This is a genomic window from Spiroplasma endosymbiont of Seladonia tumulorum (assembly GCF_964020235.1).
In the GTDB taxonomy this organism is placed as follows: domain Bacteria; phylum Bacillota_I; class Bacilli_A; order Mycoplasmatales; family Mycoplasmataceae; genus Spiroplasma.
This window is the reverse complement of the sequence record NZ_OZ026545.1, coordinates 1,012,589-1,026,163: the sequence shown is the minus strand read 5'-3', so window position 1 is coordinate 1,026,163 and position 13,575 is coordinate 1,012,589. Positions and strand designations below refer to the sequence as shown.

Here is a 13,575-nt window from a genome sequence, read left to right as displayed (position 1 = left end):
TTTGTGTTATTATGTTTTTATAAAAGAAAAAAGTTTCTTGTTTTTAAATAAATTAAATAATACCCGTTTATATGCAACACTCCCATTAATATAAAATTTATTATTTGTAACAGATGCCATAGGAATATTACCAATTTTTGTTAATGGGTTTCAAAAAGCTCAGCAACAAATAAAACCATACAAAAAAGGCACAAAGCAAATTAGCATATACTTAATTATTTGTAGTCAATTTTTTGCTATTTTTTCTTTTGCCTCTGTTCTGAAAACATTAATAAATCGTGGATTTTGTTTCATAATGTCATCCCTTAACTTTTTTACTGCCTATGATATATATCATATTAATTCTACACGAAAAAGAAAAAATACTCACAAAAGTAAGTATTTTAAAATCAATAACAAATGGTAATAAAGCCATTTGACGAGCTCTTTTAATTGCTGTTGCTAACATTCTTTGATTTTTAGCAGTTGTTCCTGTTACTCGTTTTGGCAAAATTTGCCCATTACCAGAAATAAATTTTTTTAATAATTCAATATCTTTATAATCAATGTATGTTATTTTATTTTTTGTAAAATAACATTGTTTTTTAAAACGTTTAAATTTTGGATTCATTTTCTTTTTCCTTTCTTTTTAATCTCATAAAATTGCATCATCGCCATCAAAAGTAATATTATTACCATCTTGTGGTTCTGGTTGTTCAAAAGTTGCGTTAGAAAAATCATTAGCAATTGACATTGATGGACCACCAATGTTAGTAGCAGCACTAGCACCTTTTGAATCTAAAAAAGAAACCATATCAGCAATTACTTGAACAATTGTTGTAACTTGACCATTAACATTATCACTTCTCGTTTGTAAACGTCCATCTAATGCAATTAATGATCCTTTTTTTAAATAACGGGCCATATTTTCTGCCGTTTTATTCCAAGCAAAGCAAGGAATAAACGAAGCTTGGTTATTAAAGTTATTATTTACTGCTAATGTAAAAGCAACAAATGGTTTACCATTAACAGAATTTTTTAATTCTAAATCACGGGTTAGTCTGCCTACTAATGAAACTCGATTTAACATAACTCTTGCACACTCCTAATTTTTTATTCTTTTGTTTCAGTTGGTGCATTTTCTGATTTTGGGTAGTATACATTATTTTGAGGTTTTTAATAAAATTAAGTAATTAGAAACAAATTAAGTTTCGCTTATAACTAAATTGTAACAAAATTTATAAAAAATTCAACTTTTTTTAAAGCATAATTTTTATTTGAAGAAATAATTTATAAAATTATAAATTTTGACACACTAAAAAATACTTTTGAAAATAGTACAGAAAAAACAATTAATATGATTTATTGACCAATTAAATAAAAATGTTATAATTATAATTAATCAAAGTGGAGTTGGTATCTATTTTAAAAGTAATAGGCTCGGTGGTTTACAGCCTACTCCACTTTTTTCTTTTTTATCTTGGTTTAATTGTAATTTTAACAGGTTTTTTATTTTTTATAAAGATAAAAATTGATTTTGAGATTGATTTAAATTAAATATATTAAATTCAATTTTTTCTTTATTATTTTTATTAGTTTTATCAACTTTCTCATCATTAATTTGATTATTAAGTTTTAACATAGAAGCAATTAACATATTGATAAATGTTTCTTTACAATATATTTTCGCGCCACGCCCTTTAACAGCCTTAATATAATGTGATACATCACCTTCAACATGACAACCAATATTATATTCTAACGCTTGATTTTCAATTCCTTCTTTATTATTTTTAATTAATTCAATAGTTTCTAATAAAAATATTTTTTTATTACCATTAACATATGGTAAATGACATATTAAAAAATCTAATAATAATTTATAATTTCCAGTAAAGAAATATATTTTTGCTAATTTATATTTTATTCTATGAATTTTGATTCTATTTCGATTTGGGAATAATTGTTTAAATCTATTTGATAAATGAAATTTATCTAAACTATATGATACAGTGTTATTTTTATATTTTGCTTTTACTGCTCTATAAATTTTTTTAATTTGTTTTTCACCATCACTTAATATTAATATTTTATTATCTTCATTAATATCATAAGTATCCATTGATTTAAAAATTTTATCAATAAAATTATCAATATTAGATTTATCATTTTTATTCTTATGATTTTTATTCATCATTTGAAAAACGCCTTTTTTCTTTTTCATTTTTTTTCTGGTTTTTGTTGACTTTTCTTCATCAACACCAACATGCATAGTTGAAAGAAATATTTTATTTTCAACTCTTTTTTTATTTTCTCGCATTGGCACAAAAGCCCCGTCAACTTGAATATATAAAACATTATTTGGAATTTTAATTTTATTGTTATTTTTATTACTAATGTAATCGGTTTCTTCTAAATCTGCATTTTTAAAAATATTAGATATTGTTCTTTCACTAATATTAGCGTTTTCGACAGTATCTAAAATATCTTTATATCTTTTTCCATCACCCATAAATGAAGTAATTTTATTTATTAAATTTTGTTCATTTCTTTGGTATTTTTTTAAACCTAATTCTTCATCCAAAGGATAGCGATTTATATATTCATTTTTTTCTTCATCATATTTAACATATCTTCTTCTTTTTAAAGGTATATCTCCATCTTCTGTTCTAATTGTTTTTGGTATTTTTGATACAACCTTATATCCTTGTAATATTTGTCCTTGTTGATATAATTTAAATATCTCATTATCTCTTTCAATCAAGAAATTTTTAGTTTCATTTTTTGTTTCTATTCTTTTATTTTCTTTATAATTTCCTAATAAATTTTGTTTTAATTCCATTTTATAATTTCCTTTCGTAATTAAACAATTTTTTTAAATTATGATACTTAATTGATACTTAATACTTCATATAATCTTATCAAAAAAAGGAGGCTAATTAAAAATGCAAGATTTTACAAAAATTAATAACAAAAAACGAATTACTAGTTATGAACATTTAAATAAAAAATATGATTTAAATTTCAGTGACTATAATTTTGGCTTTGATTGAAAAGTATTTAAAGATTTTGTTGGTGATAGTTATGCCCGATATTTTACTTCGCCAACTTTTTTTAAGTTTGTTTCAGCGGGGCGTGGTACTAATAAAACATGAAATCATTTAGCAGAAAAATTATTTTTTGCTTGTAATTTTACCAATGCTTCATCTAATATTCTACGAAGATATGCCAACACTCACGAAGATACTACATTTGGCGATACAATTAATGTCTGCAACTATCTATATGATAAATATGGGATTGATATAGGACCTAACAATGAAAATGGCATTGTTTGACCTAAAAATGTTAAAGAAGGTGGAGAAATTGTTTTTCCTAGTGGTGTTCGCATTGCTTTTGCGGGTTATGCTAATGGTAATAAAATTATGGGAAAAGTTGGTAAAGGTAGTGGTATTATATCGGCGTGAACAGATGAAATGATACATGCTGAAGAAAAAGAAATTTTAACGGACAAAGAACTAGATAAAAGATATAATAATTTAAGAGTTTCAATGTTTCGTTCAAAAAGTTTAAAAGTATCTTATGAAAAATATATAGACGAAAATGATAATGAACAATATAATTTAGATAATCCTATTCCAGTAACAGAATTATCTTGGACATTTCAAGAATGAGACAACATAGCAAAACAATACATAACAGTAACAACATATTTTCATAAAACATATTCTAATCAATTTACTTTTAATCCTTTTGATAAGTACCATGTCTTTTATGAAAAATTTGTAACCCCATATTTACCCTTAAATGAAAGAATTAAAAATATTTTAAAAGAACACAATCAAGTATATTCAGAAAACAAAAAAGCATTTAATGGTTTGGGTATTTTTAATTTACGATTAACAATGGGTGCTGTTTGAAATAAAATACCTAATATTACTAAAAAACTTGTTTTAACAAACAAACAAGAACGACCTGATTTATTTGAACTTGAATACTACGGTTTTGAATATAACGATAATGACCCCAGTATTTATGTTTTACGAAATTATCGTAAATATATTAAAGAGTATAATTTACAAGATTTTTATAATTCCAATACAAAACAGTATCAATTTGATAGTTATTCAATTGGTGTGGATTATGCTAATGGTAGTGAAGACCACACGGTGTTTTTATTTAGTGGTTATAAAATTAATGAAAATAATGAATATGATAAATATTTAATTGAAGAAAATGTTGTTACCCCAAAAAACGCAATGAATTTAAATGAAATAGTTGAACATTACGGACAATGAATAATCAATACTTTTGATAAATTTTATGGTTTTGAATATGCTACATTTCATTATGATATTAATGCCCACGATTTTATGCAAAAATTGCAAGAAGATATTTACCCTTATTTGGGTTATAAAATTAAAATGTTTAAAGCTAAAAAACATCAAACTTCGTTGAATAAAGAAGCGGGTATAATCAATCGTGTAACATGAATAAGAAAAATGTTTGTCCAAGGCAAAATATATGGCATTTTAAATAATTTTCCATTTTTAGATAAGTGCATTAGTGAACTAAGATTTAGTGATACCAAAACAAACACACCCGATAGTAAAATGTACCATGACCCATATGATGCTTTGTTTTATGGTTCTTATCCATATCGTTTTAAAATGAAAATATAAAAAAGGTTTTAAAAACCTTCTAAAATTTATAAATTTTATTTACTTTTTATTTATTAAATAATTAGTATTTAATGATTTTTCTAAACTAGGTGATTTTTCTTGTATTTTATTACCATCATCATTTTTCAATAGTTCAGGATGACAATTTTTATAACTTAATTTAAGATGTTTTCTAACTGAATTAAAATCTAGTATCTCAACTTCAATTTCATCACCAACATCAAAAAAATCTCTAATATCTCTAACAAAGTAATCTGAAATCTCACTAATATGAATTAAACCACCAGCCTTTTCTGCTCTACAAAAAGCACCATAAGGTGTAATGTTTGTTATTTTAACATTAACTTTATTTCCTTTTTTATACATAAAATTAAATATACTTCCTTTCTTTAAATGCTTTAATTATATCATTAAGACTATAAAAATCATTTGCAGGAATTGGGCGAGCGGTTGATTTTCTTAAATTTTTGTGATAAAATGACTTACAAGTTAAAAAAGATTTTGAGATTCTTTCAAATAAATTTGGGAACCTTTATAAAATTCTTCGCTTAACGCTTAGAATTTTTCCCAAGTATTTTGAAAAGCGCGGCAAAAGTTTTTTTAAACTTTAAGGCATTTTTCGCAAAACTTATGAAAATCCCGCGAGCCCAGATTGATTAAAAACTTTAAATAATATTGAAAGGATAATTATTATGAAGTTGTTGAAATTAGTTAAAAAACATAAAATAATATCAATATATATAATATTATCTACCATTTTAATTTTATGCATGATTGTATTAGTTACACTTACTGCAATTACTCATGAAAAAGACAAAAAATATAGAACTTTTTTTGAAAGAGATAATACTACAATAGTTTGTAATAAAGGTGAAAAAATTGGAAAAATGAAAATAAGATACAAAACAAAAGATAATAAAAATTTACAAAAATATGCAATAAAACTTTATTGTACAAACAATCCAATTGTTGAAGGAAGTTATCCTGATAAATTATATTCTATTGCCTTAGGAGGATTTTTCAATAAATTTGAAAAAAAAATGAATTTATATAGTTTTAATATAGATACATGAAATTCAGATGTTTATTCAAAAGAATGAGATAGAAAATATCCTGATGATTATTTCATAAATTAAAAAAGTCATTTTAATAAATGACTTTTTTTACATTTCTATTGTAACTAATGATAATTTTTCATTGTTTTTATTAAATAATTCTAAATTATTAATATTAATTTGTTCTTTTTCAGTAAAAATTGTAATATCATAATCTCCATAACCTCATATTCCTGATATTTCAATTTTGCTTAAAAAATTAATATTTTGTGAAAAAAGTATTTTAATATTATTTTCAACAAAATTATTAATTAAATTTAATCATTCTGATTTTGAATATATAATGCTTTCTTTATGAAAATCAAATAGTTTTTCTAAACATATTTCTAATTTATTATTAGAAATAATTAAATTAGTTAAGTATTTGCCATATTCTCCATCTGATAGTTTAATTTCTGCCGGAATAAGTGAAGGAATATTATTTGTTTCTAATTCGTTTGTTATTGATAATCAATTAAAAAAATTTGTTTCTAATTGATAAACTTTATTTTCTGAAATATTATTATTTATATTTTTTAAATTATTTAATTTTATATTTTCTATATTAATATTTTTTAAATCAGAAAAATTAAAATATGATGATTTTAATTTAACTCTGCAATCTTCAAATATTCAGTAATCTTTTTCTGATTCATTTGATATTGAAACTAGTTCAAAATAATACGGAGCAATTAATTTAATATCATCATTATAACCTTTATTTACTGCCATATTACTATATACATAATTTGACAACATGTATACAATTTGTTTAAATCTTTTTACTGCCCTATCATTAAGATAAGATGGGTTTCTAAATTTTCATTCTTCAAATAAACCATCAATAACATTTTCTGGTTTTTGTCCTTCAAATTTTTGGCGTAATTCAGCAATTTTATTTATAGGATTTCTTTTTTCATCATATTTAGCACCTTCAAATTTTCTATCATAATTATATCTATAAGTTAGCATTTTTTTCAATACATCTGCTAAATTACCTTTTACAGGTGCTTGTTTAAATTCTAAAACAACATTACCATAATTATTATTATTATTATTTCCAATTGTTGATACTCATTTTGCAACATCACGAGTACCAATACCAATACCTAATGAATAATTTGCTACTTGAACATAATCATTATCTTTTATAGTTATTTGATTACCTTCTGGTCAGTTTGGTTTTGGGGCTTCTGAAGGAAATGTTGCACTAGTTCCAGCAAAATTTATTTTTCCACTAGCAATTCTAACATTATTAAATACTTTTTTTTGTTTATTAGATGGTAAATCATCTATACTAGTTAAAATTAAACAATCCTTTTCCTCAATATAATTTAATGCAATTACTCATGATAAAAAACTATATCCTAATCAATATTGAAATATTCGTACATTAGGTTTTGTTTCAATTGGCATTGATAGTAAGGGTACTAAGTTAGCATTTTGAATAATTGATTGTGGATAAGAATAAACACCATTCACATTGCCTCAGCATTTAATATTTCCAAATAACATTGATTTAGGATATTTAATTTCAATTCCAGTAAAGACAGTATCTTCGGGTAATGATTTATGTAATACTAAATGAATACTATTTTGATTTTTTCATTTAAAGTCAGTTATTTTAACTAAATGAGTAGATTTAATAATATCAACACCATCAGGTGAATAAGGGCGTTTGTATTCTTCAATGATATAACATTCATTTTTGTTGTCTTCGGTAATTGGTTCATTAATAGATACTATTTTTAAGTCATAGGATTCTAAAAATTTTTTGTCTTTTTTTGAAATATCATTAATTAAAATATCTTTTTCATCAATCATTACATAACTTGTGCTATTATCTTGGACTGTGGTATTTTGTTGAATTTGTAATTTAAAATTAAAATCACTAATTTCATAACCAGTTATTTTAATATATTCATCTTTGTCAATAAAACCTATTTTAACGCTATTTTGAGAGTAGTTTAAGATTGGTTTTTGCTTTGTCTTAACAAGATTATTAATTTTATAAATATAAAGGGTTCTAGCACGGTCTTCACTAAATAATTGTTCTAAATCGGGGTCGCTATACTGTGATTGAATAGCAAAATCTAACGGAATACTATCAATTGAATAATCAATTGGTTCATCATTTTCTGCTAATTTTGCTAACATTTTTTCAGATGGTTTTAACATTATTCTTGTTCTCCTTCTTCATTAGGAATATTGATAATAGTTTCGTTGTTTTTTAATTGTTTGTTTAAAGTAGCATTTACTGGTAAGCGAACATCAACAATTAACTCATCAATATTTTTAATATTGAATGTTCTACTATTTAAAACAGCATTATCATATTTAATTAACTTAATAATAAATTCAGTTAATTTAATCTCTCTAATGTATATCATTTGTTCGTATGATGCATTTGTTTGAATATTTACACCAGCAACTTCTGCTTGCGTTTGTTGTGCTCCCTTAGCGATTGCGGGAACATGATGGCGATTTATTTTATAGTAATTAGTTAACAATCAATCATATATTTTAGTTAATTGTTCACCTTTAAAATTACCAGCGATATAGTCTACTGGTTGAAAATTACTATCAGGGTCTCCTTCAACTAATAACAAGTCATTTTCAATAAATGATGCCAGCATTTTACTAATTTCTTGGTCAACCACACCAGTCACGCCGTTAGTATTAATAGTAAATTTACCACTATTTAACAATGGGTCTAACATTATCTTTTCAGCAATAATATCTAAAATACTAGCAAATTGCTTACCATAGCGAGCAGAAGGTTCAAAATTAGAGTTATTAGGAATTATTTCAATTGGAATAAAATTAAGTGGCAATATTTCTTCTCTTTGTAAAGTTGTATAGTTATTTCATTTAACATCATCAATATATAAGTCGGTAATAGTACTATATAATCGTGTTTTTAACTTTCTAATAACTTTAACTTGTTTAGTTACAGAATCAATCTCTAATTTTTCAGTAATAAAAATACTCTGGTCATTTTTAATATAAGGGTCATAATCAAAAGTGCAAGATACTAAATTACCTAATTCATCATAATGGTCATTGTAAAAATCAATAGTAATAAAATTAAGTTTTGAATTATTAGCAAAAATAAAATATGCACCCTTACCATTTTTATTAATTTTATATTCGTTATATCAATTCTTATTAGTAAAGTCTTGCATTTTTAAAAAAATATTAATTAATTTAGAGTTTATTTGTTGATTAGTAATAAAATTATAAATGCTAATTTCTAAATCTCGTGGATTTAAAAAATTAGCATTATCTTCACAAATTCTTTTTTCTAAAATCTCATTATGTTTTTGAACAGTAACATTTTTACGATTAGTAATTGTTGATGCTAAATTAAGATAATAACTATCAATATCATATTCTTTTTTTAATTTCTTTTTGGCTGGTAACAATCCCATTTATAACACCTCTTTATTTTGTTTCTTCTTTTTTAATAACATCTTCAATACTATCTTGTTTTTGTTCTTTTTTATGTGTTTTGATAAATTTAATTGTTTCAATAATTAAAACAATAATTCCTGCTCCAATAAGCATTGCTGAAACTATAACATATGCTGGTCAAGAAATACCTAGTGTTTTTTCTCCTATAAAACAAATAATAATTCCTGCGATAAAAAACAATGATGAAAATCCAAATATTTTCAAAAACATAATTAAATCTTTAATAGTAACTTTTGGCATAAAATCACTTCCTTTCTAATTTATTAATTAATATTTTTTTCTTCAAATAAATAATGTTCCCATTGGTGAATTTTTATCAGTTTTATCTTTAACATTAACAATTCCATTAACAGTAATCTCTAAACTATAACCACCAACAAATGATGCACTAATATTATTATTAAAATAATAAAATGTTTCGATTACTCCAGAATAAGGTCACTTAAAGGGGGAAGCAGAAATTTTGTAAATATAATTTATTCTATTAAAATCTTTAATTTGATAATCTTGACTATTTACTATAAAATCATCAGTATCAACATCTTGTCATATACAAGAATTGTATACTCCTTTTGCAGTTGGTACTTCTTCATCTGTTGATTTATCATTAATAGATTTTGTTATTGGTACTTGAATATTGTTTTGTATTGCTCTGACTGCTTTTGTAAAATTTGGTGCTGTTTCTTCAGTTGGATTTGCAATTTTTAAATCATTTGTCAAAATATTAATTGATTGAATTTGATTTTTGCTTTCAATAGTACTGTCAGCAATTAAATTGTTTAATTCTAAGTTTGTATCTTTATTAACAACATCTTGTTTTTTATTTATTTTATTGTCTAAAATATTATCTTCTTTAATTCTTTCATTTCTTTCTTCATTTATTAAATTATCTATTTTTTTATCTAATTTGTCATCGGTTTCTATTCTTTCAGTTTTTTCTTTTTCTAATAAAGCATCAACTTCTAACTGAGTATAATATGCTTCTAAATCTATCATTGTTAAATCAATACCTTCTTCTTGAAAAGTACGAAACATTTTCTTTAAAGTTGTTAGATTAGCCAATGATTTTGCATAGGTAGGCAATAGACCTTGTCATGTTGCCATAGGGTCATTTTGTGAAGAATAATTAATATCACCAACACTCATATTTGCCGAAGTAAAAAATTCAATTGGAATGCGATTAAATGTTCAATGTTCAATCGTAATAAACACCATATTAATACAAATTTTCTTTAATAATGGGTCTTTAAATGTTTCAAATTTTAGCTTTGAAAATGGATAGTTTAAGTAAGAATTAATCATATTTTGGGCTCTTAAAGCAAATGTTTTAAATCATAATTCTACATCACCTTTAAAGAACTTATTATAACGAACTGGAACTTGTGTAATTTTACCTGTCATTGGAATAAAATTATTATAATTTTCCAAAGTAACATTTTGTCATAATTCATTTAACATTTAATCATCTCCTTATCATTTATTTCTTTTTGATTTGATTTTATTTAAGATAAACTTTTTACTACTTGATAGTGTTTTTGTTTTAATTTTTTTGTTTAAATCTTGTTTTGTTCTGAGTTGTTTATATGCTTGAAATACTAGTCCATTACCCAATAAACTAGTAATTGCACTATCTTCTAGCGTATTTAACAATTTATCTTTATTAAAGTTATTTTTAAATTGTTCTTGCATTTTTAATATCTTAGCAATTGTCCGATATATTTTAAAACTATCTTTTACTACTTGCTGATAAGCAAGTGGGGCAATAGAAACTAAATTAAACAAACTTGTTTTTTTAAATCCCCAACCAATAAACCACTCACTGTTCATATAGAATTTAAACGGTTCAGGAGCCAAAACAAACTGTTCTGCTTTGATTAAAGTTGTCATAACGACAATAGGGACATATTTAGGATTTTTGTAATATATTGTTAAAGCAACTTCACCCGCAACTGATAAAGGAACAATTTTAACTGCTAAAAAAACATCAGAACCATAAGCAAAAGGTAATAATTGACCTTTTTTAATAGCCTTAGTTTCAAATTTAGATAATATTTTTTTAGTTTTATCAGTAATTTTACTAATTACTTTTTGTTTAATAGTAATTATTTGTTTTTCAATAGGGGCTAATAATTTTTTAGTTACTTTTTGAATATAAAAATTTGGGTTTAAATGATTTAAAATTTTATTTAATTTAATTGGTGTTTGATGAAAAATATTTAATAATTTATTATTATATATTTTACTGCCCCTCATTAAATTAGCATTTAATAGTAGATTTTTACCAACACCTTTTTTATGAAGATTAGTCATAATGTTATATCACTCATTAGTATTAATTTTACTTATTTTATCAATATTTAATCCATATTCAGACAATCATTTATTAGCATTTTTTTCATTCACGCGTGGTATTTTTTGAACTAATTTAGGACTTATTTTTTGAATATTTTTCTCAATTTTTAATAAATTATTAATTGTTTCTAAATTAGAAACTTTAAAACCTTTATAAAAATCATTTCGGGCTAATTTTCCAATTGTATATAATAAAGTTTCATTATTAGCATGCTTTGTAAAATCAAATATTAATTTAGAAGATAAAATCTTTTTATCTGTAACTTGCCTTACAACATCTTCTAAATTATTAGCAGTTATTACACCTAATTTTTCAAGTAGTTTAGTTTCTTTTGCTAATTTTAAAATTCTAGTTGTTCGAACAGCACGCGTTAATTTACCAATTCCACCAATTGCTGGTAACAAATTTAAGGCGGTACTTTTTGCTGTTACTTCTGATGTTAATTTATCATATATTTGATTTACGGCAAAATCGGTTGCTGTTTCTACTCCAAACGAGATAAATGCTGCGGCAAAATTAGATAATCCCGCACCAAGACCAACAGCCGAAGCAATACCACCAGTTAAAACTGATAAACCAAGAGCTAAAACTTGAATTCCTAAAAATTCTAATAACTGTAAACCAAAACTTTTTTCTTGTTGTTGGATTGACAATCTAGTTGGATTTTTTTTAACAGCATAAATAAGGGCTGTTTTAGATGTTCCAATTGGCATATCATTTATCAAACGAAAAAGTACTATTTTTTAGTACTATTAAGAATTTTTAATTTTAACATCAATCGGATTTGTTTGACCAGTAGCGTTGTTTTTACCTTCAATTTGAACTGCAACTGTTTTATCATTTGTAATATTAATTGGTCAGTCTTCACCTTTACTTTCAATAAAGTAATCAAAATCACTTTCAGTTAAAGAACTATTTACTGCTTTTACTGCTTTTAAAACAACATCTTTAAATTGTGGTTTTAACTGTTCGGCTGTTGCTTTTGTTGGGTCTGTAACATGTATAGTTGGTTTATCTATTTTATTAATTTTACTAATATCAATTTTTGCAACAATATGTTTAATAATTCCCTTAGGTTCAACTACTGCTCCACCTAAATATAAAACTCTTTCCATAATCAAAGTATTACCCATACCAGTACCTAACGCAGCAGCACCAACTCTTAACGGAGTATGGTCTTTTTTGCGTAAGATAAGAGGGTCATATTTTTTGCTAAACTTAAAGGCAATTGCATTAACTCCATTTGGTAATAATTCAATTGTTCCTTCTGAACCATCTTTATTAATAATTGGTAATTTTTTAGGAACCATATAGTATGTTGTTCCTTCAACAGTTTTCATTGCTTCACTTGTTGTGATTACACTATTTATTTGGTCGTTTGCTCCAAGTTGTAACTGTAATTTATTACGAATTCCACGAATAAAATCAGCCGAACCTAAAACAATTGTTTCTGATGGAGTAAAGCCGTTTTCATATATTTTATCCATAATTTCATCATGAATTTGTAAAGCATTTGTATCATCTGCTTTTTTGCCTTGAATAGTTGTAACTGTTCCTTTATTAATAATTTCTAAAATTTTATTACGTTTATAAGCAACTTCAGTATCCATTGCTTGTTCAATATCAGCTGCTCAAAGATTAGGATTAAAATCACTTTCTATGGGATCTAATTTACGAGCAAAAGTTAAAATTGTATCTAATTCAACAATTCCATCTTCAAATTCCACTGTTGAATATTTTAGTAGGTTATCATCAGTATTAAATACTTGTCCTTCGTTTCCTAGACCTTCATTGTATTTAATATTTTTCTTTCTTTTATATGTTAAACCAAACTTATTGGCTTCTTTTCACGCAAATAGTGCTTCTCAACTAAATTTTTGTTGATAAGTTTGTAAATATCATTGTTCAAATGTTTCTCGGTCTCTTTGTGTTGCTTGATTAGCAATATCTCCGAAAATTCTTTGTGGATTTTGTGCCACAATTATCTCCTTCT

At 24.6% G+C, this 13,575-nt stretch carries 12 protein-coding genes and 1 pseudogene; 2 read left to right on the top strand and 11 right to left on the bottom strand.

The features are described from left to right. Window positions 1-9 precede the first annotated feature (9 nt). The 4 genes and pseudogenes from AACL22_RS06525 to AACL22_RS06510 form a co-directional block, all read right to left on the bottom strand. Window positions 10-294, bottom strand: a complete 285-nt coding sequence (locus AACL22_RS06525) for a hypothetical protein (RefSeq protein WP_338990515.1) — start codon at window positions 292-294, stop codon at window positions 10-12. Between the two features lie 94 nt (window positions 295-388). Continuing rightward, window positions 389-610: pseudogene (gene rpsR / locus AACL22_RS06520) on the bottom strand (30S ribosomal protein S18); the annotation flags it as partial. Between the two features lie 18 nt (window positions 611-628). Beyond that, window positions 629-1,069 carry a single-stranded DNA-binding protein gene (locus AACL22_RS06515; protein ID WP_338990514.1) on the bottom strand — a complete coding sequence of 147 codons (441 nt, stop codon included), beginning with the start codon at window positions 1,067-1,069 and terminating at the stop codon, window positions 629-631. A gap of 426 nt (window positions 1,070-1,495) precedes the next feature. Further along, window positions 1,496-2,821, bottom strand: coding sequence for an Mbov_0401 family ICE element transposase-like protein (locus tag AACL22_RS06510; protein ID WP_338989482.1), 1,326 nt, complete (start codon window positions 2,819-2,821; stop codon window positions 1,496-1,498). Between the two features lie 103 nt (window positions 2,822-2,924). On the opposite strand from AACL22_RS06510, the gene AACL22_RS06505 reads away from it, so the two are divergent. Continuing rightward, entirely contained in the window at window positions 2,925-4,661 is a 1,737-nt protein-coding gene (locus AACL22_RS06505; protein WP_338989481.1) for a hypothetical protein, read from the top strand. A 39-nt stretch (window positions 4,662-4,700) separates the two neighbouring features. On the opposite strand, the gene AACL22_RS06500 is transcribed toward AACL22_RS06505, so the two are convergent. Beyond that, on the bottom strand, window positions 4,701-5,027 hold the full coding sequence (locus AACL22_RS06500) for a S1 RNA-binding domain-containing protein (RefSeq protein ID WP_338989072.1): 327 nt from the start codon (window positions 5,025-5,027) through the stop codon (window positions 4,701-4,703). A 326-nt stretch (window positions 5,028-5,353) separates the two neighbouring features. Between AACL22_RS06500 and AACL22_RS06495 the strand changes: the two genes are divergently transcribed. Continuing rightward, the gene (locus tag AACL22_RS06495; RefSeq protein ID WP_338989074.1) at window positions 5,354-5,797 is read left to right on the top strand and encodes a hypothetical protein; all 444 of its coding nucleotides are present in this window, start codon (window positions 5,354-5,356) and stop codon (window positions 5,795-5,797) included. Window positions 5,798-5,824: 27 nt separating this feature from the next. Here AACL22_RS06495 and AACL22_RS06490 read toward each other — a convergent pair whose 3' ends face one another. The 6 genes from AACL22_RS06490 to AACL22_RS06465 are packed head-to-tail and all read right to left on the bottom strand — an operon-like array spanning window position 5,825 to window position 13,561. Next, complete coding sequence (locus AACL22_RS06490; RefSeq protein ID WP_338989322.1) at window positions 5,825-7,933, bottom strand: hypothetical protein; 2,109 nt, start codon at window positions 7,931-7,933, stop codon at window positions 5,825-5,827. Beyond that, window positions 7,933-9,186: a hypothetical protein gene (locus tag AACL22_RS06485; RefSeq protein WP_338989078.1), complete on the bottom strand. Its 1,254-nt coding sequence runs from the start codon at window positions 9,184-9,186 to the stop codon at window positions 7,933-7,935. The genes AACL22_RS06490 and AACL22_RS06485 overlap by 1 nt, the downstream gene beginning before the upstream one ends. 13 nt (window positions 9,187-9,199) lie before the next feature. Beyond that, the gene (locus tag AACL22_RS06480; RefSeq protein WP_338989320.1) at window positions 9,200-9,469 is read right to left on the bottom strand and encodes a hypothetical protein; all 270 of its coding nucleotides are present in this window, start codon (window positions 9,467-9,469) and stop codon (window positions 9,200-9,202) included. A 27-nt stretch (window positions 9,470-9,496) separates the two neighbouring features. Further along, complete coding sequence (locus tag AACL22_RS06475) at window positions 9,497-10,687, bottom strand: hypothetical protein (RefSeq protein ID WP_338989318.1); 1,191 nt, start codon at window positions 10,685-10,687, stop codon at window positions 9,497-9,499. A gap of 12 nt (window positions 10,688-10,699) precedes the next feature. Next, window positions 10,700-12,295: a hypothetical protein gene (locus AACL22_RS06470; protein WP_338989316.1), complete on the bottom strand. Its 1,596-nt coding sequence runs from the start codon at window positions 12,293-12,295 to the stop codon at window positions 10,700-10,702. A 39-nt stretch (window positions 12,296-12,334) separates the two neighbouring features. Next, window positions 12,335-13,561: a hypothetical protein gene (locus AACL22_RS06465; protein ID WP_338990513.1), complete on the bottom strand. Its 1,227-nt coding sequence runs from the start codon at window positions 13,559-13,561 to the stop codon at window positions 12,335-12,337. Window positions 13,562-13,575 lie beyond the last annotated feature (14 nt).